The sequence below is a fragment of the Bradyrhizobium sp. T-12 genome, assembly GCF_058314695.1.
The window spans coordinates 3,411,107-3,432,920 of sequence record NZ_CM177756.1 but is presented as its reverse complement, the minus strand read 5'-3'; the positions used below and the strand labels follow the sequence as shown (position 1 = coordinate 3,432,920).

The window sequence follows — 21,814 nt, the reverse complement described above, 5'->3', positions numbered from 1 at the left end:
TCATGGCAGCACTGAGCATCCGCGCGCTGTCCAAGCGCTACGCCAATCTGGAGGTGCTGAAGGACATCGCGCTCGACATCGAAAGCGGCGAATTCACCGTGCTGGTCGGACCGTCCGGCTGCGGCAAGTCCACGCTGCTCAACATCGTCGCCGGGCTCGACCACCCGAGTGCCGGGACGATCGAGATCGGCGGGCGCGTCGTCAACGACGTCGCGCCGAAAGACCGCGACATCGCGATGGTGTTCCAGTCCTACGCGCTCTATCCGTCGATGACGGTGCGGCAGAACATCACCTTCGGCATGGAATGCCGTCACGTGCCCAAGGCCGAGCAGGACAAGGCGGTCGCCAATGTCGCAAAGCTGCTGCAGATCGAGACGCTGCTTGGCCGCAAACCGTCGCAGCTCTCCGGCGGCCAGCGCCAGCGCGTCGCGATGGGGCGCGCCTTGGTGCGCGATCCCCTGCTCTTCCTGTTCGACGAGCCGCTCTCCAATCTCGACGCCAAGCTGCGCGTCGAAATGCGGATGGAGATCAAGCGCCTGCACCAGCGCATCGGCGCCACCATCGTCTATGTCACCCACGACCAGATCGAGGCGATGACGATGGCAACGCGGATCGCCGTGATGCATCAGGGCCGCGTCCAGCAATTCGCCGACCCCGATACCGTGTACCGCTATCCCGCCAATCTGTTCGTCGCGCGCTTCATGGGCTCGCCGCCGATGAACACCATCCCGGCACGGCTCGAGGCCGAAAATGACGGGCTGGTGGTCGTGATCGGCGCGGGCCGGCCGGACGAGATCCGCCTCCGCCTGAAAGATTATGCCGGCGCAGCGCCCTTTGTCGGGCGCGACGTGGTGTTCGGGATCAGGCCTGAATGCATTGCCGAGGGCAGCCGCGCGTTTTCGACAGACGCCCCCGTCCTCGTCGACGCGCCCGTGGACATGGTCGAGCCGACCGGCGCCGAGACCATGGTGTCGCTGCGCCTCGGGGGCGAGCCCGCGATGGCGCGCATCTCGCCCGATATCCGGCCCGCGCCGGGCGCGACCGCGTCCTTCGCGCTCGACACCCGCCGCATTTGCCTGTTCGACCCCGAGACGGAGCGACTGATCGCATGACCAAGACGAGCTATGCCGGCCTCGCGGACCGCGTGGTGCTGATCACCGGCGGCGCCAGCGGCATCGGTGCCGCCTTCGTGCGCGCCTTCGCCGCCCAAGGCGCCCGCGTCGCGCTCCTCGATATCGACGAGGCGGCGGGCAAGGCCCTGGTCGACGAGGTTGCCGCAGCGACCGGCGCAGCGCCGCTGTTCGTGCCCTGCGATCTCCTGGACATCGAAGCCTTGCGCGCCGGCATGGCAGAGATCCAGCGCGCGCTCGGCAACGCCGCAGTGCTCGTCAACAACGCCGCCAACGACCAGCGCCAGGTGCTGGCGGAGGTGACGCCCGCCGAGTTCGACTGGATGGTCGGCGTCAATTTCAAGCACGTGTTCTTTGCGGCACAAGCGGTGGTGCCGCAGATGCAGGCGCGCGGCGGCGGCTCGATCATCAACATGTCGTCGATCGCCTGGATGCGCGGCGCCCCGGCGCTGCCGGTCTATGCCGGGGCCAAGGCCGCGATCGTCGGCTTCACCAATTCGCTGGCCCGCTCGGTCGGCCCCGACCGCATCCGCGTCAACGCGATCGCCCCCGGCATGGTCGTCACCGAACGCCAGCGCCGGCTGTGGTATCCGGACGAGCAGGTCATCACCGAGATGCGCGCGCGCCAGGCCATTCCCGATGCGGTCACGCCCGAGGACATTGCCAGCATGGCGCTATTCCTCGCCTCAGATGACAGCCAGCGCATCACTGGACAATGTTTTCGGGTCGATGCGGGATTGGCGTAGGATCGCAGCAAATTGTGTCGGGTCCGCTTTATTCTTCGAAGCGGACGTGAAGCGTATGTTGACGCAAGTCGTCCTTGGGCCAAAAGGGCCTCGTCTTAAACCGCGCGTCGCTTCGCGATTTGGACTGCGGCCGAGGATAAGGCACGATTATGGCCGACAGCCAGCTCGCACAAGCATTCTTCCCTTGCCCGCCGCTGGTGTTTGGTCGCGATGTGCGGGAGGACGAGGCGATTGGATATCCCTCGGGGAAAAGACAACCAGGAATGCCCGCTCGCCACTTAGTCTTCCGACAGTCCGGCCTTGCGCAAGCCTTCGGCAATACGCATCCGCTGTCTGAGGCAGGTTGGATGGGCTGTTGGTGAGCTTGCGTGGAATTGGGAGAGAGTGAAGTTCGGATCGAGGACCAGTCCTGCCTGCATCGAATCCCGTGCCTCCTCGATCCGCCCGAGATGAGCCAGTGCCGCCGCCAGATAGAAGTGAACGAACGCCGCGACATTTCGGTTCGTCTCGATCGACCGCTTGAACCAGTTAGCCGCCGCTTCGTCGGCTGCAAGATATGACTGCGCGATTCCTGCAGTATTCATCCAGCTGGAGGCGCGGTTGTCTCGGGGCGAGAGCCGGAATGCATTCATAATGCAAGCCTCGGTTTCCTCGGCCCGGCCGAGATAGCATTTGCCAAGTCCAATCCACGCGTGGGCGGCGGCCAGATTTCGATCCAGCGCCAGTCCGCGCTCGCATTCGGCGATACCCCGGTCGGCGCGGTTGGTGAAGATCTGGGTCACACCCATTAAGCAATGGGCCATCGCATGATTTGGCGTTTGTACAAGTATCTTGATCAAGGACGCCTCGACTGCCAACAGGCGCGCGGTTCGGTCGCCGGTCATCACGGAGGTCCCCCTCATGGCGTCGACGAACGCCATACCGATCATGGCTTCAACGTTCCCGGGATCGAGGCGGATAGCCTGTTCGAAGAACGGGCGCGCTTGCGACAGACTTGTGGGATCCGACCCCCGGTTCGCATACGCCATGCCTTGGAAATAGAGGTCCATCGACGCCGGATGGGGCGCCCGCGCCGCGCGCCGCGCCTCCGCAGTTACCAACTCTGTACCAAGCTCACCGGCAAGACGCGAGCCAATCTCATCCTGCATGTCGAAGAGATCGCCAATCGGTTTGTCGAATCGGTCCGCCCACAGATGATTACCGGTTTCTGCATCGATCAATTGGACGTTGATCCGCATGCGGTCCCCACCACGCTGAACGGAGCCGTTGAGCACATAGCGAACGCCGAGTTCCCTGCCGATCTGCTCCAGATCGATCTGCTTTCCCTTGAAGGTGAAGGCCGTATTGCGGCCTATCACGAAGATACCGGCCATTCGCGATAGATCCGTTGTCAGGCTCTCGGTAACGCCGTCGACAAAATATTCCTGTTTGGGATCAGGACTCAAATTGGCGAACGGCAGGACGACAAGCGAGGGCTTTTCAGGCGCGTGGAGGGCGGATCTTAGTACGATGCTCGCCGCGGCCGCGCTCGGCGGCTCGTGTATTTCACGCACCGTGCCGACGAAACGAAACCCCTTTCGCGGAAGGGTCTTGATGAGGCGCTGTTCATCTCCGGAATCTCCAATCGCCTTCCGCGCCGCATTCACGCGGGTGGTGAGTGCTTCATCCGAAACGACACGGCTATCCCAGACGGCGGTTATGATGTCGTCCTTGCTGACGACACGTTCCCGATTGCCGATCAGGTAGTCGAGCAAGTCGAACACCTTCGGCGCGATAGCGATCATCTCGGCTCCGAGACGCAGCTCGCGCCGGTCGGTGTCAAATACATAATCATCAAAGAGATAGCGCAAGGCAATCCCCGCACCGCTTCAATCGTCACTGACCTGAGACCGCATCGGACGCCAATAGTAGGCGGATGGTAAGGAAAAAGTAAGCCGGAGATCAGGCGAGGAGCCAGATCCGAAGTAAAGTCTGTGCGGAACATCCAGATGAGTTCAGGAAACCGTCGATGATTACGCGCCGTGACTTGTTGACCGTATCGGCGGCTGGCGTCGCGATCTCGGTTGCTGGTCTTCCCCGGGCGGTCGCACAACCGCTCAAAAAAACCGTGCACATCCTGACGGGCTTCACGCCCGGGCTGCTCGATGCCTTGGCGCGGCTCGTCGCAGGCCAGATGAAGGACTATGCTGAAACGATCGTGGTCGAGACCCGGCCAGGAGCAGGCGGTCGTGTCGCAGTCGAGGCATTGAAGACGGCTGATGCCGACGGATCGGTCATGCTGATCGCGCCGCTCGGATTCATAATGTTCTTTCCACACGTCTACAAGAAGCTCAGATACGAGCCGCGAGATTTTACCGCGGTGTCGACCGTCGCCTCGACCCCCACATTGCTGACGATAGGTCCGAAGGTACCAGGTGAGGTGAAGACCCTCGACGATTTCGTCGCCTGGTGCCGGGCTAATCCAAATCAATCCACATTCGGCACGCCCGGTGCCGGGACCACGCTGCATTTCCTCGGCACAACGCTAGGGCGCACCGCTAAGTTCAATTTCCTTCACGTGCCTTATCAGGGCAATGGCGCGATTCAAGATCTCCTGAAGGGCGAGATTGCATCCGCTTTTATGCCAATCGCAAGCTCACTGGGCCTCGTCCAATCCGGAGAAATTCGCGCGCTGGCGACTACGGGCCCGCGTCGCAGCCCGTTTGTTCCGGCGGTGCCGACGATGAGGGAGGCTGGCTATCCGTCGCTCGAGGATCTCACTTGGTATGGGTTCTTCGTTCCCGCGGCGACGCCGGCAACCATCGTCGAAAAGCTCAATGCTTCTATCCAGGCGGCGCTGCGTAGTGATGAGGTTAGATCCGGCATGATCAAATTAGCTCTTGAACTCGACGCGATCTCCATGAGTGACTTTGCTCAACTGATCGCGTCCGAATCCGAACGCTGGAAAACAATCGTACAAGCAAGCGGGTTCTTGCCGACTGATTGAAGAGCCGAGAAGCCGCAAGCGGCAATCTATCTGTACTTCCGAGGCCGACGTACCGACCTGCTCCAGTTCACAGCAATCGTGGGAATACATGAGGCGATCAGAATCCATCCATGATCTCGTGCAGTCGCATCGCATCACTGCGGTGATCTATACGGCGGCAAAGCTCAATCTCGCCGAAGCCACCGGCGGGGAGGCGAAATCGGTGGCCGAACTCGCGAGCCTGGTATCCGCCAATGAGAGCGCGTTACGCAGGCTGCTCATCGCCCTGACAACGCTTGGTATCTGTAGGCAAGAAAGCCTTGACAGGTTTGCCATCACCGATCTCGGTCGGCAGCTCGACCGGGATGGCGATCCGTCTTTCAAGGACTGGGTTATCTTCGAGGGCGAAATGCTCATTCGGTCCTGGAGCGGTTTGCTTGACTCGGTCCGCACCGGCGCGACTGCGACGCAATTGCGTGGCGATGGCGACGATCGCTATGCGGCAGCCGGCGTTCCACCGGAATGGACACGCCAGTTCAACGCAGCAATGGTGAGCCTCACGCGGTCAATTGTTCCAAAGATCATCGCGTCCCATGATTTCGCGCCCGCCCACATAGTGATGGATGTCGGCGGCGGCACCGGCGAGTTGATCGGCGGGTTGCTTCAGCACACCCCGCATCTTGAAGGTGTTGCGTTCGATCTAGTGCGCTGCGAAGCACAGGCGCGAGCGCGTTTCGAACAGCTCGGTATCGCCGGTCGCGGCCGATTCGTCGCTGGCAATTTCTTCGAAACAATTCCGAGAGGAGCCGATACGATCTTGATGAAAAGCATACTTCACAACTGGAAAGACGATCGTTGCGAAACAATTCTACGCAATTGTAGGGATGCATTGCCTGCCAGCGGGACCTTGATCGTGATCGAACGGATCATGCCGGAGCGCGTCACAGCCAGACCGGAGAACCGATCTTGCGCCATGAGCGACCTCAATATGCTGCGGGGACCTGGCGGCCGCGAGCGCACCGAAGCCGAGTATCGCAAACTGGCCGCATCGGCCGACTTCACGTTCATCGGGACGAAGGACATTGGCATATTCAGTCTCATTCAATTCAGAAAAGGAGAGAACTAGAAGAGACTCCCGTTGCCATGATGCTGCTGGGGGATAGCGAAGACGACGCTGGTCTGTTGCGGATTTCCGCTTCGGGTCGATTCCGTTGAAAAAGGCGGGCAGTATTTCCTTGTAATGGCTCGGTCGCGATGTGGCCGAACTGCTCTACCGATCGCTATGCGAGCCTCGGGGTGGACATCGGGATCAGCTTGGCCATCTTTCTTAGGTTCTGGGCGGTGGCCGCCAGGATGAACTCGTCATGCGCACCGTTTGGACCTCGTAAGCGTAGACGGTCGAGTTTGAGGATGCGCTTGAGGTGCGCGAACAGCATCTCGATCTTCTTGCGGAGCCGACGCGAGGTGCGGCCCTCCCATGATCTTGCGATCTGGCGCGCCATGTCGCGAGCGCCCTCGTAGATCGAGCGTGGCACCCTCCGTGATGGCTGCTTGGGGCAGCATCGGGACTTCAATGCGCAGCGATCACAATCGTGCTTGCTGGCAAGGTAAAGCATGGTGGCGCCATCATTCACCAGCGTTCCGGTCGTGGTAAGAACTTTGCCGCCGGGGCAACGATAAACGTCCCCGGCGTGGTCATAGGTGAAGTCGTCGCGCGAGAAGATCCCGTCTGTGCGAGCCGACTTGTCGAAGACTGTAACGTGCGGCTCGATGCCATGCTCATAGACCAGCCAGGCGAGCATCTCGGCCGAGCCATAGCCGCTGTCGCCGAGGAGCCGGCTCGGATAGAGATCAAACCGCTCCAGCGAGCGCTCAATCATGCGCTTGGCAGCCAATACCTCCGCCTGCCGGATTGCCGTCGTCGCCTCAACATCGACGATGATCGCGTTCTCGATGTCGATCAGGTAGTTCGTCGAGTAGGCAAAGAAGGCTTGGCCGCCGTGCGCTCCCGTCCAGCGCGCCGCTGGGTCGGAGGGCGACACGAACTTCGGGGTCACTTCGGTGGCTGCTCCGAACGCGGCATCATCGAGGACAGCCAGATACTCGTCGATCGCTCGGCCGGCAGCCTCCGGTGGAAGTCCCTTGTCGCCTTCGATCCCCTTCTGCCGATTGGCATCGGCCTTGATCAGGCTCGCATCGACGGCGAATCCTTCACCACCGACCAGCCGCTCCTCGATACAGCGACGCAAAACGCTCTCGAACACGCACCGGAAGAGGTCGCTCTGTCGGAAGCGGCCATGCCTGTTCTTGGAGAACGTCGAGTGATCAGGTACTGCGCCATCTAGACCAAGCCGGCAGAACCATCGGTAGGCCAAGTTAAGGTGGACCTCATCGCACAGGCGCCGCTCCGATCGAATGCCGAAGCAGTAACCGATCAGCAGCATCCGGATCATCAGCTCGGGATCGATCGAAGGTCGACCGATACTACTGTAGAAAGGCGCCAGGTCCTGTCTGACCTCTTCAAGGTCGACAAATCTATCGATCGACCGGAGCAAGTGGTCGGCCGGGATATGCCTTTCCAGCGAGAACTCATAGAACAACGCGGCCTGCTCGACTTGCCGATGTCCCATCATGATCTTCAGTCCTGCCAATTAGACTGACTGAATCATTGATCCCTCTGCGTCGCAACCGCCGCCTTTTTCAACAGAATCGGTCAAAAGCCGCCAATTGCGCTCAAACCAAGCGGCTTCCGCTCCGCCGCCGCCAGCCCACGCTTGCGAGGCGCCTTAGCTCGGTCTCTCGCCCTTCCGCATCGTCTTCAGCACGATGTCGGCCGCGAGCACGCTCGGCGGCTTGTTGCCGGTCGACATGATCTGGTCGAGCTGGGCAAAAGCCTCGACCTGCTGCCGCCGCAGCGGGGAGTCCGTCAGCACATCGTGAAGCGCGGGCGCCAGCTTCTCCGGCGTGCACTCCTCCTGGAGATACTCCGGAATGACATCCCTGCCGATCACGAGATTGGCGAGGATCACCGAGGAGACGCGGATCGCGCGGCGCAGGATGAAGGCCTCGACCGCGCCGACGCGATAGGCAGTCACCATCGGAATGCCCGACAACGCGAGCTCCAGCGTCACCGTACCGGATTTGGCCAGGGCTGCACGCGCGATGCGGAATACGGCGCGCTTCTCGTTCTCCCCGGTCACGATCCTCGGTTTGACCGGCCAATTCGCGATGCCTTCGCGGATGGTGGCTTCCAGATGCGGCATGGTCGGCAGTATCAGCTCGAAGGCGAGACCGTCCGCCTGCAAGCGGCCGAGCGTTGCGCCGAACACGTCGAGATGGTGCCTGACCTCGCTGCGGCGGCTGCCGGGCAGCACCAGCAGCACCGGCGGCTCGCCGTCGCGGCGGGCCTGCTCCTCCGCGTTCGGGCGCAGCGAGGACAATTGCTCGACCAGGGGATGGCCGACATAGCTGCATGGCGGCCCGCCGAGCTTGCGGTATTCCTCCGGCTCGAACGGCAGCAGGCCGAGAACGTGGTCGACATAGCCGAGCATGGTCCGCGCCCGCCCCGGCCGCCACGCCCAGAGCTGCGGCGAGACGTAATCGACCACCGGAATCGCGGAATTCTTCGCGCGCACGCGGCGGGCGACGCGATGGGTGAAATCGGGACTGTCGATGATGACGAGCGCGTCCGGCGCAGCTTCGAGCACGGCGTCCGCGGTGTCGCGGATCAACCGCAGGATCTTCGGCAATTGCTGCACCACTGCGGCGAAGCCGACGATCGACAGCTCCTCGATCGGAAACAGCGATTCCAGCCCTTCGCGCGCCATGGTGCGGCCGCCGACGCCTGCGAACTCGACGCCGTCGCCGAGGCGCTGGCGCAGCACCTTCATCAAGGCGCTGCCGAGCCGGTCACCGGATTCCTCGGTGGCGATCAGGAAGATCCTGCGCTTGGGATCGCGGGATTGCATCACGCCGGCAGGCCGATGACGAAGAGGTATTTGGCATCGGCGAGCGTGATCATCGCCTGCGGCTCGGCCGCGATGGTGTTGCCGGCAATGACGGCGATGCCGGCGAGGCCCGCGGCGGCGACACCTTCGAGCGTGCGCGGGCCGATCGTCGGCAGGTCGAAGCGCAGATCCTGGTTGCTCTTCGGCGCCTTCACCAGCACGCCGCGGCCCCTAGCTGCGCGAATGCGCCCCTCCTCGCGCAGCCGCGCGACGCGCGCCAGCAGCGCGTCGGTGCCCTCGATGTCCTCGACCGCGACCACATGGCCGTCGATCACGACCGCAGCCTGGCCGATGTCGAACGGGCCGAGCGCGGCCAGCACCGCACGGCCGCGCTCGATGTCTGTCTTGCTGTTGTCGTTCGGCCAGGCGCGGCTGATGCAGCCCTCGGGCATCAGCAGGTCGGGTGCGACGTCCTTGATGCCGACCATGCGGAAGCCGTCCTGCTCGAGGATGCGGCCGACGCCGGACAACAGATGATCGTCGCCGCCGCGAAAGGCGCGGATCACGTTGCCGAGCAGGCGCAGCGTCTTGACGTCGAACCGGATCTCCGAGAGCGAGGGCCGCACCAATGTGCCGATGAAGATCAGGTCGCGGCAGCCTTCCTCGCGAAACAGCCGCATTGCGCGGCCGAGCTGGCCGACCGAAATCCAGCGGTGACGGAATTTCTCAAGCCGCGCCGGATCGCAGGCCCCCCGCAGCGGAAACAGCACCGGCGTGATGCCGCGGGCGGCAAGCGAGTCGGCGACCGCGAACGGCATCGCGCCGCCGCCGGCGACGATGCCGACCGGCGATGCGATCTCCGCAGCCGCCGATGTCATGCCCGCGGCCATCCCAAAATCACTTCGCGATGGCGGGAAGGCAGAGCGGGCGTTTGCCCTTGCCGATGAAGTCGAGGATTTCGGCGATCGCCGGATCTTCGCCCGCGAGCGGCCGGGATGCCTCCAGCCGCTCGGCGAAGGTGCCGGGGCCATGGAAGAGCTTTTGGTAGAATCCGCGCACCGTCGCCAGCCGCTGCTTGGTGAACTTGCGCCGCTTCATGCCGATGATGTTGAGGCCCTCGAGCACCGCGTATTGGCCGTTGACGAGACCGAACGGGATGATGTCGTCGCGCACGCCGCAGACGCCGCCGACCATGACCTGCGGTCCGATGCGGGTAAACTGGTGCACCGCGGACAGGCCGCCGATGAAGACGAAGTCGCCGATCTCGGCGTGACCGCCGAGCGTCGCCGAGGTCGCGAAGATCACGTCATTGCCGACATGGCAGTCATGGCCGACATGGCTGCAATTCATGAAGTAGCCGCGATCGCCGACCGTGGTGATGCCGCCGCCGGCGACCGTGCCGGCGTTCATCGTCACGGATTCCCGGATGGTGCATCCCGATCCGATCGTGAGCTTCGTCAGCTCGCCACGGTAGCTGAGCGACTGCGGCGGCGTGCCGAGCGAGGCGAACGGGTAGATGGTGCAATCATCGCCGACGGTCGTCTGCGCTGTGACATGCACATGCCCGATCAGCTTGCAGTTCGCGCCGATCACGACGTTCGGGCCGATGATGCAATAGGGCCCGATCTCGGTGCCCTCGCCGATCACGGCGCCGTCCGCGACCCGTGCGGTGGGATCAATCTTGCTCATCAAGCAATCTTACTCGTTAGGAAGCTCTGATTATGTATTGAAGTCGCTCGGTTTTCCGGTGGTTAGCGCGTCTATGCCCGATCTGTCCAGTGACGTATCATCTCTGCCTGTTTCAAGTATCGGATGAGGCAGCCGTCCCGGTCCGTCAACACGTTCATGCGGAGCTTCAACACTCGTGGTCAGGGCCTTGGCACTTCTGCTTGCACAGCTTGCAACCGCGCCGATCGTCTCGGAAACCGTCGAGACCGTCGATCGCCGGCCCATCGACCTTGCGACATTCGAATGCCGCGACATCAGTCGCAGCACGGTGCTTCAACGCGTCTGCTATGACCGCGCACAGCATGACCTCGTCGTTGCGACCGGCGGCTCCTATGCGCGCTATTGCGGCGTCGCGGCCGAGACGGTCGACAGCCTTCTGGGCGCGCCGTCCATGGGCCAGTTCTTCAACCGGCAGATCAGGCGCGAGGCCGCCGGCGGCCGCTACGATTGCAGCGCGTGAGGCCCAGCTTGCCGCCGAAGCCGCCTCAGTCCGTCAGCATGGCGCCGACATCGGCTTCCGCAACCACCTGGCCGTTGACCTTGGCATCGCCGTGAAACCACCACATGGCCTTGCGGCGGCCAAGCGAGCGCATGTGGTACTCGATGGTATCGCCGGGCAGCACGGGCTTGCGGAACTTGCACTTGTCGATGGTGAGGAAATACACCGCGCGGGGTTTCTCGGTGCCTTCGACCGACTTGATGCCGATCACGCCCGCCGTCTGCGCCATCGCCTCGATCATCATGACGCCGGGATAGACCGGGCGCTCCGGGAAATGCCCCTGGAAGGCCGGCTCGTTGAAGGTGACGTTCTTGATGCCGATGCCGCTGTAATCGGCGCGGATGTTGATCACGCGGTCGATCAGCAGCATCGGAAAGCGGTGCGGCAGGGTCTGGAGGATCGCATTGATGTCCACCAGCTCGAACTTCACAGGTGATTCCGCCGTCATTCCCGTCCCTCGTCCTTCGCATCGGCCTTGCTGTCGCGTACCAGACGCTCCACCGCGATGATTTCCTTGAACCATTGCTTGGTCGGTTTGGCAAAAAATCCACCCCAGCGTCCGCCTGCCGGGATGTCGTCCTTGACGCCGCTCATCGCGGTGACCTGGGCTCCATCGCCGATCTTGAGGTGGTTGTTGATGCCCACCTTGGCCCCGAGCGCCACGTTGTCGCCGATGGTCAGGCTGCCGGCGAGACCGATCTGAGCCGCCAGCAGGCAATTCCGGCCGATGGTCACATTGTGGCCGATCTGGACCTGATTGTCGATTTTGGTGCCCTCCCCGATCACGGTGTCGCGCAAGGACCCGCGATCGATGGTGGTGCCGGCGCCGACCTCCACATGGTTCTGGATCAGCACGCGGCCGGTCTGCGGCACTTTCAGGTGCCCCTCGGGGCCGAAGAAGATGAAACCGTAACCGTCCTGGCCGATCGAGCAGCCGGGATGGATCAGCACGTCGTTGCCGATCAGGGCGCACTGGATGGCCGTGCGGGCGCCGACATTGCAGTCCCGGCCAATCTTGACGCCAGGGCCGATGACCGCGCCGGCGCCGATCACCGTGCCGCTGCCGATCTCGACGTCCGGGCCGATGACCGCCAGGGGCTCGACGATGACGTCGTCCTCAATCCGGGCCGAGGGATCGATGATGGCGGACGGTGCGATCCCCTCGATGCCGAACCAGGACTGCGGGCGCAGCGCATCGGCGTGCCATTCCCGTGCGATCCCGACGAAGGCACGGAACGGCTGCGCCACCCGCAGCACGGCCACGTGGGCAGGCACCTGGGCCTCGAAGCGCGGGCTCACCAGGCAGGCCCCGGCACGGGTCGCTTTGAGCTCCCCGATGTATTTGAGGTTGTCAAAAAAGGCCAAGTGCATCGGGCCGGCTTCGTCGAGCGAAGCAAGGCCCGTGATGATCTGGTCGCCCCTCGACGGGTCGATCAGCTGCGCCTTGGTCTGCGCGGCGATGCCGGCCAGCGTCGAGGCCGGCGGCTTTTTGAAGAAGGTCGGCTGCGCCATTCCACCCCGTCGCGGTCCGGCTTCGGCATGAAGCGGTCAAGCCGCATCATGCCCCATCTCTTGGAATGGCACGATCCCTTTCGGAAACCGGCTCCATTGATCCGGATCGTGCCGTGCTGATCGAATTAGAACGTGGTGCCGCCGCCGAACCGGAACTCCTGGACGCGGTCGTACTTGCCCTTGCTGAGCGGCACGGCGTAGTCGAAGCGCAGCGGACCGAATGGCGACTGCCAGATCAGACCGACACCAACCGACGAGCGGACGACCTTGCTATCGTCATAGACGAGGCCGGTACAGGTTCCGGTGCTCGACGGATTGATGGTCGAGGGGATACAGCCGGGAGCGTTGACCTCGTTGGTCGTGGTCCAGCTGGTCGGTCCCTTATAGTCGTAGAGGCCGCCGGCGTCGGCATAGACCGCACCCTTCAGACCCACTTCCTTCGGCAGGAACCAGAACGGCATCTGCAGTTCGAGCGAAGCGCCCCAATACTTGGTGCCGCCGAGCGCATCCTGCGTGCCGTAGGGATTCAAGTCGCGCGGGCCGATACCGTTCGGAGCAAAGCCGCGAACGAGGTTCGAACCCATCTGGAAGTGATCGAGCATGCGCAGGTCGCTGCCGATCTTGTTCAGCATGCCGCTCTGCACGCGGACGAGGCCGACGATGTCAGACACCAGCGGAGTGTAGTACTTCGCGTCGACCACGGACTTCAGGTAGGAGACGTCGCCGCCGACGCCGGCGAAATCCTGACGGAAGTCGACGAGCAGACCGTCGGTCGGGTTCTTGTTGTTGTCCAGCGTGTTGTAGGTCAGCGTGTAGCCGAGCGCCGAGGTCAGGGTCTTGCCGTTAGCAAGCTCCTTGCGCACCGGCAGCGAGGCTTCGCCGTCGCTGTAACAGCCGAGGCCGTTGGTCCCGCTCAGGTCGATGCCGTTGACGGCGGCAAAGGCCGGGCTCGGGTTGAACGCCGCGGTGCCGATGTTGTTGTTACAGTTCGCCAGATAGTACGGCAGCGTGATTTCCTGCCGGTAGATCGAGTAGCGCAGTTGCAGCGACAGATCCTCGCGCAGCGAGAAGCCGAGGCGCGGCGAGAAGCCGAGCGTCTTGGTGCCGTAGGAGATGTAGCTGTTGGACTTCTGCTCACGCTGATAGAGGTCGAGGCCGAGCGCGACGCGGTAGTCGAGCAGATACGGCTCGACGAACGACAGCGAGTAGCCGCGTGCATACTGACCATAGGTCACCGACGCCTTGGCGAACAGGCCGCGGCCGAGCAGGTTGCGCTCGGAGATCGAGACTTCGGCCAGCGCGCCGTCAGTGGTGGAGTAACCGCCCGAGATCGAGAAGTCGCCGGTCGATTTCTCTTCCATGTCGACGATCAGGACCACGCGATCGCTCGACGAGCCGGGCTCCGTCGTGATCTTCACGCTCTTGAAGTAGTCGAGGTTCTTCAGGCGCCGTTCGGCACGGTCGACCAGGGCGCGGTTGTAGGCATCGCCCTCGGAGATGTCGAACTCGCGGCGGATTACATAGTCGCGGGTGCGGGTGTTGCCGCGCAGGTTGATGCGCTCGATATAGGTGCGCGGGCCCTCGTCGATGTTGAACACCACGGAGACGGTGTGCGCCTCGAAGTTGCGGTCGCCGCCGGGACGGACCACGGCGAAGGCGTAACCGCGGCGCGAGGCCTCGATCTGCATCTCCTCGACCGACTTCTCGACCGATTCGACGTTGTAGAGCGAGCCGGCATGGACGCGCGAATAGCCGCGCATCGAGGTGGGATCGAAGTTCGGAATGCTGGAGCGGAAGTCGACCGCGCCGACGCGGTACTGGGCGCCTTCCTCGATCTTGAAGGTGACGTTGAAGCCCTTCTTCTCCGGATCGTATTCGGTGAGCGCGGCCACCACCTGGACGTCGGCGTAACCGTTCTTGAGATAGAAGCGGCGGATCAGGTCGCGGTCGGCTTCAACGCGGTCGGGATCGTAGATGTCGCCGCTGGCGAGGAAGCTCAGCAGGTTCGATTCGCGGGTCTTGATGACGTCACGCAGGCGATAGGACGAGAACGCGCTGTTGCCGACGAATTCGATCGACTTGACGCCGGTCTTGGCGCCTTCCTCGACCGTGAAGATGAGGTCGACGCGGTTGTTCGGCTGCTCGATGATTTCGGGCGTGACGCGCACGTCGTAGCGGCCGGACCGGCGATAGATTTCAGCGATTCGCAGCGTGTCGGACTGCACCATGGCGCGCGAGAAGGTGCCGCGCGCCTTGGACTGGACCTCAGTGGTGAGCTGCTCGTCCTTGATCTTCTTGTTGCCCTCGAAGGCGACGCGGCCGATCACCGGGTTTTCCACCACGGAGACGATGATCTGGCCGCCGGCACCACGGTTGATCCTGACGTCCTGGAACAGGCCGGTCTCGATCAGCGCCTTGAGGCCGTCGTCGATTGCGGCTTGATCCAGGCGACCGCCCGGACCCGGCTTGAAATAGGAGCGGATGGTCTCCACCTCGACGCGGCGATTTCCTTCGACGGAAATCGACTGAACGGTCTGAGCGAGCGCAGACGAAGACACAAAAACAGCCCCGACCGGGGCAACCACCGGCGCGCCGAACATGATCAGGGTTGCGAGCAAGCCCCCCCGGAGTCGCAGTCCAAACTTCATCGCGCAACGCGCCCTTATCATTCCGAGCCAGACCCAACCCCAACGCCGGTCTGGAAGATTCCCCAAGTCGAGGCCGCTTGTAGCCAATTTCACCGACGCCGCAAACGGCCGAAAGCGTCGTGATTTCAATTTCATTCCAAGACGTTGCTCAACAGCAACGCCACAAAAAGCCGCCATCAGGATGCCGCCATCCGCAGGATGTCGTTGTAGGTCGCAAACACCATCAACATCAGCACCAAACCGAGCCCGATTCGGAACCCCATCTCCTGAGTCCGCTCGGACAAGGGCCGGCCGCGGACCACTTCAGCCGCATAGAACATCAGGTGGCCGCCATCGAGCAGCGGAATCGGGAACAGGTTCAGCAAGCCGATCGACACCGACAGCACCGCACACAGGTTGATCACGAACTGGAACCCGGCGCTGGCCGCCTGCCCCGACATCTTCGCGATTCCCAGGACGCCGCTGACCTCGTTGGGGTTGCCGTTACCGACGAACAGCGAGCCCAGGAACTTGAAGGTGCTGGTGATGATGAACCAGACCTGCTCGACCCCGATCTTGAGCGCCTCGCCGATGCCGACCGGCGCGGTCGAGGCCTCGCCGGCCTGCGATTTGTGCTCGACGCCGAGCACGCCCAAGCGGTGACTGTTGCCGAACGGATCCTTGCGCTCAAGCAGCGCCGGCGTCGCCGTCAGCGATACGATCGTACCGTCCCGCTTCACCTGGAAGGCAAGCGCTGAACCGGCGTTCGTCGCAACGATTCGCTGCATGTCGGCAAAGCTCTCGATCGGCTTGCCGTCGATCTGGACGACGACGTCCCCGACCTTGAAGCCGGCCGCCGCCGCAGCACCGTCGGCGACGATGCCGTCGACGCGCGCGATCGTGCTCGGCTTGCCGTAATACAGGGCCATGCCCGCGAAAATCAGCGCGCCCAGGATGAAATTGGCGATCGGTCCGGCCGCGACGATGGCGGCGCGCGGGGCGACCTTCTTGTGGTGGAAGCTGCCGGCGCGCTCCTCAGCCGACATGGCCGCAAGCGTCTGCGCGGACGGGGTCGAGGCCTCGCTCTCGTCGCCGAAGAACTTGACGTAGCCGCCAAGCGGGATCGCCGAGATCTTCCAGCGGGTGCCGTGGCGGTCGTTGAAGCCGACCAACTCAGGTCCGAAACCGAGCGAAAAGGTCAGGACGCGCACGCCGGCCCAGCGCGCGACCAAAAAGTGGCCGAGCTCGTGGAAGAACACGACGATCGTCAGGACGAACAGGAAGGGAACCGCGTAGCCGAGGAGCCCATGGCTCAACGTATTGAAACTATGGGTAAAAAAGTCGATCATCGAATTCCCTCATCCAGCGCCGCAAGGCCCTGGCCCCGAACCATCTAGGATGCCTTTAAGGCAATTTGAGGCAATAGGGCGGCAGCTTTATTTCGCGCAACATGGTCAACAGAGATTGCATCATCGGCTGACGTCATGGGGCCCTGGTTCCCTTCGCGGATCCAGTCGTTCAGCGTCGCCTCCACCAGCCGGGCAATGGCCCCGAACCGGATCTTGCCGGCGATGAACGCTGCCACCGCAACCTCGTTGGCCGCGTTGTAGACGGTGGTGGCCCCCTTCCCGGTCCGGAGCGAGTCGAAAGCCAGACGCAGCCCGGGGAAGCGCTCGAAATCCGGCGCCTCGAAAGTCAGCTGGCCGATCTTGGCCAGATCCAGCTTCGCCGCCGGCCCCTTGATGCGGTCGGGCCAGCCGAGGCAATGCGCGATCGGCGTACGCATGTCGGGCGCGCCGAGCTGGGCCATCACCGACCGGTCGGAGAACTCGACCATGCCGTGGATGATCGACTGCGGATGCACGAGCACGTCGATCTCGTCGGGCGTGAGCGCGAACAGATAGGAGGCTTCGATCACCTCGAGCCCCTTGTTCATCATGGAGGCCGAATCGATCGTGATCTTCTGGCCCATGCTCCAGTTCGGGTGCTTCAGGGCCTGCTCGAGCGTGGCCTGCTCGATGTCGGCCGGCTTCCAGGTGCGGAACGGGCCGCCCGACGCCGTGATGATGACGCGGACCAGTTCATCGCGATTGCCGGATGCCAAGGCCTGGAACAGCGCGTTGTGCTCGGAATCGGCCGGCAAGATGCACGCGCCCGCCTTGGCCGCCCGCTGCATGAAGAAATCACCGGCGCAAACCAGGCATTCCTTGTTGGCCAGCGCCACATGCGCGCCGCGATCGACCGCGGCCAGTGCCGGCTTCAATCCGGCAGCGCCGCTGACGGCCGCCATCACCCAATCGGCCGGGCGAGCGCCGGCCTCGATCACGGCACTTTCGCCGGCCCCGCATTCGGTGCTCGTGCCCGCGAGTGCAGCCTTGAGCTCAGCGAGCTTGGAGGTGTCGGCGACCGCGACGTAGCGCGCGGAAAATTCCTTCGCGAGCTTTGCCAGCGCCGCGACATTGCTGTTCGCCGTCAAGGCTTCGACGCGATAGCGCTCGGGCGAGGCGCGCAGCAGGTCCATCGTGCTGTCGCCGATCGAGCCGGTGGCGCCGAGCACCGTGACGCTGCGGACGGACGCCGCCGCAGCCTTGTTGTTTCGCAATGGGACTGCGCTCATAACCTCACCAAACCATAAGACCGCTTCCGGCGCTATGCACACCATGGCGGAGAAAGCCGATAATCCAGGCCGCCAGGATGGCGGCGACAAAACCGTCCAGGCGGTCCATAAGCCCGCCATGGCCGGGAATTAAGTGACTGGAATCCTTGACACCGAAGCGCCGTTTCACGGCGGATTCGAACAGATCGCCCAATGCCGACACCACGGAGAGGATGGCGCTGACGAAAAGCAAGGGCGCCATCTTCCCGAGCCCACAAGCCGCGAACCCGACCGCAACCAGGAGGCTTGCGACAAAGCCGCCGATCGCGCCGGCCCAGGTTTTCTTCGGGCTGACGCGCGGCCAGAGCTTCGGCCCGCCGATACTGCGGCCAGCGAAATAGCCGCCGATATCGGTCGCCCACACCACCAGCAGCACGAACATCAGCGCGGAGAAGCCGTTGACGAGATCCTTCCGCACCAGGATCGAGGCCAGCAGCGCCGCCGCGGCATAGGCAAATCCCGTCGCCGCCCAGACGAACTTGCCGCGCGCGATCAGCGTCACGATCGCGCCGCCGACGAGCCCGACGACGACTGAGGTCTTGAGCCCGCCAAAGGCGACGGCGGCGCCCATCATGGCGATCACGATCGTCCCTGCCCCCGTCAGCGCGGCGGAGCCTGCGCCGACCACCGTCAGCCATTCCGCGAACAGCCCGATCGAAACCAGGGTGACGAGCAGCGCCCACAGCCAGCCGCCGGCATAAGCGATCGCGATGGTCAGCGGCGCCAGCACCAGCGCTGCGAGGACTCGCATCACGAGATTGCTCGGGGCAGGCTTGGCGCCCACCGGTGCGGATTCCTGTTCGCTCACGAGGCGGTTTTCGCGACCAGGCCGCCGAAACGGCGCTCGCGCCTGGCGAATTCGGCGATCGCGCTTTCCAGCGCCGCCTTGTCGAAATCGGGCCAATGGATCGGCACGAAGACGAGCTCGCTATAGGCCGCCTGCCACATCAGGAAATTGGACAGGCGCTGCTCGCCGCTGGTGCGGATGATGAGATCGGGGTCGGGAATGTCGGGCGCATCGAGATGCGCGCCGAGCGTCTCGGCGTCGATCGTGGCAGGGTCGCGCTTGCCTTCGGCGACCTCGCGGGCGAGCTTCTGCGCCGCTTTCGCGATCTCCTGCCGGGAGCCGTAGTTGAAGGCGACGACGAGCGTCAGGCGTGTGTTGTCGCGCGTCAGCTCCTCGGCCTCGTTCAAGAGCGAGCAGATGTCGCTCTCGAGCCCCTCGCGCTCGCCGATGATCCGGACCTTGACGCCGTCGCGATGCAGGCTCGCCAAATCGTTGCGGATGAAGCGGCGCAGCAGGCCGAACAGATCGCCGATCTCGCTCGCCGGGCGCGACCAGTTCTCCGACGAGAAGGAGAAGATGGTGAGATAGCGGATGCCGAGCTCGTGCGAGGCGCGCACCACGCGGCGCAGGGCCTCGACGCCGCGGCGATGCCCCTCGGCACGCGGCAGACCGCGCGCGGCCGCCCAACGCCCGTTGCCATCCATGATGATGGCGACATGCGCGGGCGCCTCGGACCGATCGGGTCCTTCCGTGACAGGCGCGGCGGCGTTGGACATCGGGGGCGGCCTTAAACGGTGAGGATTTCTTTTTCCTTGGCAGCCAGCAACTGGTCGATTTCGGCGATCGTGCCGTCGGTCGCCTTCTGCACCTCGTCGGCGTGACGCTTCTGGTCGTCTTCCGACATTTCGTGATTCTTCTCGAGTTTCTTGAGCACGTCGAGGCCGTCGCGGCGGACGTGGCGCGCGGCGACCTTGGCGGCTTCCGCATATTTATGCGCAACCTTCACCAATTCCTTGCGCCGCTCCTCGTTCAGCTCGGGGATACGCAGGCGCAGCACCTGGCCCTCGGTCGCGGGCGACAGGCCGAGATTGGAATCGACGATCGCCTTCTCCACCGCCTTGACCATCGACTTGTCCCAGACCTGCACCGAGATCAGGCGCGGCTCCGGCACGCTGACGGTGGCGAGCTGATTGAGCGGCATGTGGCTGCCATAAGCGTCGACCTGCACCGGATCGAGCATCGAGGCGGACGCACGCCCGGTCCGCAGGCCGCCAAGCTCGTGCTTGAGCGAGGCGACGGCGCCTTGCATGCGGCGCTTCACTTCGTTGAGGTCGAAATTACCCGTGGGCATCACGTTTCTCCTTCAAAATCCCGGCGACTGCTCCCGCGCCCTTCCCTTTCGGACGCGTCAGGGGAGCCTTCAGCCGGCGACGATGGTTCCGTGGCCGGCGCCGCGCAGAATCGCACCGATCGACCCCGGCTCCGCGATCGAGAATACGATGATAGGCAGCGACGTCTCGCGGGCAAGCGCGAAGGCGGTCGCATCCATCACCTTGTAGCCGCCCTCGATCGCCTGCGAATGGGTCAGCCGGTCAAACCGCGTGGCGGCAGGATCCTTCTTCGGATCGGCCGAGTAGACGCCGTCGACATTGGTTGCCTTCAGCACCGCCTGGGCGCCGATCTCGGCGGCGCGCAGCACCGCGGTCGTATCGGTGGTGAAGAACGGATTGCCGGTTCCGCCGCCGAGCAGCACGATGCGGCCCTCGGCGAGGTATTTGTGCGCCGCAGTGCGGGTGAACAGCTCGGAAATCTCCGGCATGACGAAGGCCGACAGCGTGCGCGCCGGCGCGCCCTTGCGCTCGATCGCCGCTTCCAGCGCGAGGCAGTTCATCATGGTGGCGAGCATGCCCATGGTGTCGCCGGTCGGGCGCGACACGCCACGGGCGGAGACCTCGACGCCGCGCACGATATTGCCGCCGCCGATCACGACCGCAACCTCGCAACCGAGCTTGCGGGCCGCGATCAGATCGTCCGCAACCCGGTCGACGGTCGCCTGGTCGATGCCAAACCCCTGCTGTCCCGCGAGATATTCGCCGGACAGTTTGATCACGACGCGACGATAGACCGGATCAGTCATGTGCACTTTCCTTGCCCGGGCGCCGCTTCCGGCCGCACGCCGGAAGGAGGTGTTCCGGCGCTTACTTCTTGCCGCTGGCCGCGGCGACCTCGGCCGCGAAGTCGCTTTCCTGCTTCTCGATTCCCTCGCCGAGAGCATAGCGCACAAAGCCCGCGATCTTCACAGCGCCGCCGACCTTGCCCTCGGCTTCCTTCACGGCCTGCGCCACCGACTTGCCGGTGTCGTGGATGAAGGCCTGCTCGAGCAGGCAGACTTCCTTGTAGTAGGTCTTGAGGCCGGACTCGACGATCTTCTCGATCACGTTCTCGGGCTTGCCCTGCTGGCGATATTTGTCGGCGAGCACGTCCTTCTCGCGCTTGGTGACCGCCGGATCGAGGCCGGAAGGATCGAGCGCCAGCGGGTTGGCGGCGGCGACATGCATCGCGATCTGGCGGCCCAGGGCCGCGAGCTCGTCGGCCTTGCCCGGCGATTCCAGCGCCACGATCACGCCCATCTTGCCGGCACCGTCGACGACGGCACCGTGGACGTAATGCGCGACGACGCCCTGGCTCACTTCGAGCGAAGCGGCACGGCGCAGCGTCATGTTCTCGCCGATGGTGGCGATCGCGTCGTTGATCGCGGCTTCGACCGTAACGTCACCGATCTTGGCGGCCTTGATCTTTTCGACATCGGCGCCGACGTCGAATGCGACCTGGGCGATCATCTTGACCAGGCCCTGGAACTGACCGTTGCGCGCGACGAAGTCGGTCTCGGAATTGACCTCGACCACGACACCCTTGTTGCCCTTGGTGAGCGCGCCGATCAGACCCTCGGCCGCAACGCGGCCCGACTTCTTGGCGGCCTTGGACAGGCCCTTCTTGCGCAGCCAATCCTGCGCCGCTTCCATGTTGCCGTCGTTTTCGGTCAGCGCGGCCTTGCAGTCCATCATGCCCGCGCCGGTCGACTCGCGCAGGTCCTTGACCATCGCAGCTGTGATCGTTGCCATCGTTGAAAATCCTTTGTGCCTGCCGGTTCGCCGCGGCGCGGCTTAATCGCCCCGCCGCGGTCCATCTCAGGGATTCGCGTCAATTGAAATGGTGG

At 63.8% G+C, this 21,814-nt stretch carries 20 protein-coding genes; 5 read left to right on the top strand and 15 right to left on the bottom strand.

All coding sequences use genetic code 11. From position 1 onward, the window contains the following. The first annotated feature begins 2 nt into the window (after positions 1–2). Positions 3–1,112: an ABC transporter ATP-binding protein gene (locus AC0WRY_RS16090; RefSeq protein ID WP_194407905.1), complete on the top strand. Its 1,110-nt coding sequence runs from the start codon at positions 3–5 to the stop codon at positions 1,110–1,112. After that, the gene (locus tag AC0WRY_RS16085; protein ID WP_491123383.1) at positions 1,109–1,876 is read left to right on the top strand and encodes an SDR family NAD(P)-dependent oxidoreductase; all 768 of its coding nucleotides are present in this window, start codon (positions 1,109–1,111) and stop codon (positions 1,874–1,876) included. Before AC0WRY_RS16090 ends, AC0WRY_RS16085 begins: the two co-directional genes overlap by 4 nt. Positions 1,877–2,154: 278 nt before the next feature. Here AC0WRY_RS16085 and AC0WRY_RS16080 read toward each other — a convergent pair whose 3' ends face one another. Beyond that, positions 2,155–3,726, bottom strand: a complete 1,572-nt coding sequence (locus AC0WRY_RS16080) for a winged helix-turn-helix domain-containing tetratricopeptide repeat protein (RefSeq protein WP_194407903.1) — start codon at positions 3,724–3,726, stop codon at positions 2,155–2,157. 158 nt (positions 3,727–3,884) lie between these two features. Between AC0WRY_RS16080 and AC0WRY_RS16075 the strand changes: the two genes are divergently transcribed. Together AC0WRY_RS16075 and AC0WRY_RS16070 are read left to right on the top strand one after the other, a co-directional pair. Then, positions 3,885–4,862 carry a Bug family tripartite tricarboxylate transporter substrate binding protein gene (locus tag AC0WRY_RS16075; RefSeq protein ID WP_491123382.1) on the top strand — a complete coding sequence of 326 codons (978 nt, stop codon included), beginning with the start codon at positions 3,885–3,887 and terminating at the stop codon, positions 4,860–4,862. A gap of 88 nt (positions 4,863–4,950) precedes the next feature. After that, the gene (locus tag AC0WRY_RS16070) at positions 4,951–5,967 is read left to right on the top strand and encodes a methyltransferase (RefSeq protein WP_491123381.1); all 1,017 of its coding nucleotides are present in this window, start codon (positions 4,951–4,953) and stop codon (positions 5,965–5,967) included. A gap of 154 nt (positions 5,968–6,121) precedes the next feature. On the opposite strand, the gene AC0WRY_RS16065 is transcribed toward AC0WRY_RS16070, so the two are convergent. The 4 genes from AC0WRY_RS16065 to lpxA form a co-directional block, all read right to left on the bottom strand. After that, positions 6,122–7,474 (bottom strand): transposase, encoded by a 1,353-nt coding sequence (locus tag AC0WRY_RS16065; RefSeq protein ID WP_194403708.1) that lies wholly within the window; start codon positions 7,472–7,474, stop codon positions 6,122–6,124. A gap of 153 nt (positions 7,475–7,627) precedes the next feature. After that, positions 7,628–8,812: a lipid-A-disaccharide synthase gene (gene lpxB / locus AC0WRY_RS16060; protein WP_491123380.1), complete on the bottom strand. Its 1,185-nt coding sequence runs from the start codon at positions 8,810–8,812 to the stop codon at positions 7,628–7,630. After that, positions 8,809–9,666, bottom strand: a complete 858-nt coding sequence (locus tag AC0WRY_RS16055) for an LpxI family protein (RefSeq protein ID WP_194407899.1) — start codon at positions 9,664–9,666, stop codon at positions 8,809–8,811. The genes lpxB and AC0WRY_RS16055 overlap by 4 nt, the downstream gene beginning before the upstream one ends. Positions 9,667–9,685: 19 nt before the next feature. Beyond that, on the bottom strand, positions 9,686–10,477 hold the full coding sequence (gene lpxA, locus AC0WRY_RS16050) for an acyl-ACP--UDP-N-acetylglucosamine O-acyltransferase (protein WP_491123379.1): 792 nt from the start codon (positions 10,475–10,477) through the stop codon (positions 9,686–9,688). Positions 10,478–10,652: 175 nt separating this feature from the next. Here lpxA and AC0WRY_RS16045 point away from each other — a divergent pair, with 175 nt between their 5' ends. Then, positions 10,653–10,976: a KTSC domain-containing protein gene (locus tag AC0WRY_RS16045; RefSeq protein WP_194407897.1), complete on the top strand. Its 324-nt coding sequence runs from the start codon at positions 10,653–10,655 to the stop codon at positions 10,974–10,976. Between the two features lie 25 nt (positions 10,977–11,001). On the opposite strand, the gene fabZ is transcribed toward AC0WRY_RS16045, so the two are convergent. The 10 genes from fabZ to tsf all read right to left on the bottom strand — a co-directional run bounded on the left by fabZ (position 11,002) and on the right by tsf (position 21,719). Then, positions 11,002–11,463, bottom strand: a complete 462-nt coding sequence (gene fabZ / locus AC0WRY_RS16040) for a 3-hydroxyacyl-ACP dehydratase FabZ (RefSeq protein ID WP_024341283.1) — start codon at positions 11,461–11,463, stop codon at positions 11,002–11,004. Beyond that, complete coding sequence (lpxD, locus tag AC0WRY_RS16035) at positions 11,460–12,527, bottom strand: UDP-3-O-(3-hydroxymyristoyl)glucosamine N-acyltransferase (protein ID WP_194407896.1); 1,068 nt, start codon at positions 12,525–12,527, stop codon at positions 11,460–11,462. Before lpxD ends, fabZ begins: the two co-directional genes overlap by 4 nt. A gap of 125 nt (positions 12,528–12,652) precedes the next feature. Beyond that, the gene (gene bamA, locus AC0WRY_RS16030) at positions 12,653–15,175 is read right to left on the bottom strand and encodes an outer membrane protein assembly factor BamA (protein ID WP_194407895.1); all 2,523 of its coding nucleotides are present in this window, start codon (positions 15,173–15,175) and stop codon (positions 12,653–12,655) included. Positions 15,176–15,351: 176 nt separating this feature from the next. Continuing rightward, the gene (rseP, locus tag AC0WRY_RS16025; RefSeq protein ID WP_194407894.1) at positions 15,352–16,503 is read right to left on the bottom strand and encodes an RIP metalloprotease RseP; all 1,152 of its coding nucleotides are present in this window, start codon (positions 16,501–16,503) and stop codon (positions 15,352–15,354) included. Positions 16,504–16,547: 44 nt separating this feature from the next. Further along, a complete protein-coding gene (gene dxr / locus AC0WRY_RS16020) occupies positions 16,548–17,771 on the bottom strand; it encodes a 1-deoxy-D-xylulose-5-phosphate reductoisomerase (protein ID WP_491123378.1) in 1,224 nt (407 codons plus the stop codon). A gap of 4 nt (positions 17,772–17,775) precedes the next feature. Beyond that, positions 17,776–18,618, bottom strand: coding sequence for a phosphatidate cytidylyltransferase (locus AC0WRY_RS16015; RefSeq protein ID WP_491123377.1), 843 nt, complete (start codon positions 18,616–18,618; stop codon positions 17,776–17,778). Further along, the gene (locus AC0WRY_RS16010) at positions 18,615–19,373 is read right to left on the bottom strand and encodes an isoprenyl transferase (RefSeq protein ID WP_194407891.1); all 759 of its coding nucleotides are present in this window, start codon (positions 19,371–19,373) and stop codon (positions 18,615–18,617) included. Before AC0WRY_RS16010 ends, AC0WRY_RS16015 begins: the two co-directional genes overlap by 4 nt. Positions 19,374–19,384: 11 nt before the next feature. Then, positions 19,385–19,948: a ribosome recycling factor gene (gene frr / locus AC0WRY_RS16005; RefSeq protein WP_100179729.1), complete on the bottom strand. Its 564-nt coding sequence runs from the start codon at positions 19,946–19,948 to the stop codon at positions 19,385–19,387. A 69-nt stretch (positions 19,949–20,017) separates the two neighbouring features. Further along, entirely contained in the window at positions 20,018–20,734 is a 717-nt protein-coding gene (pyrH, locus tag AC0WRY_RS16000) for a UMP kinase (RefSeq protein WP_194407890.1), read from the bottom strand. 61 nt (positions 20,735–20,795) lie between these two features. Beyond that, positions 20,796–21,719, bottom strand: a complete 924-nt coding sequence (tsf, locus tag AC0WRY_RS15995; RefSeq protein WP_491123376.1) for a translation elongation factor Ts — start codon at positions 21,717–21,719, stop codon at positions 20,796–20,798. Positions 21,720–21,814: the final 95 nt, after the last annotated feature.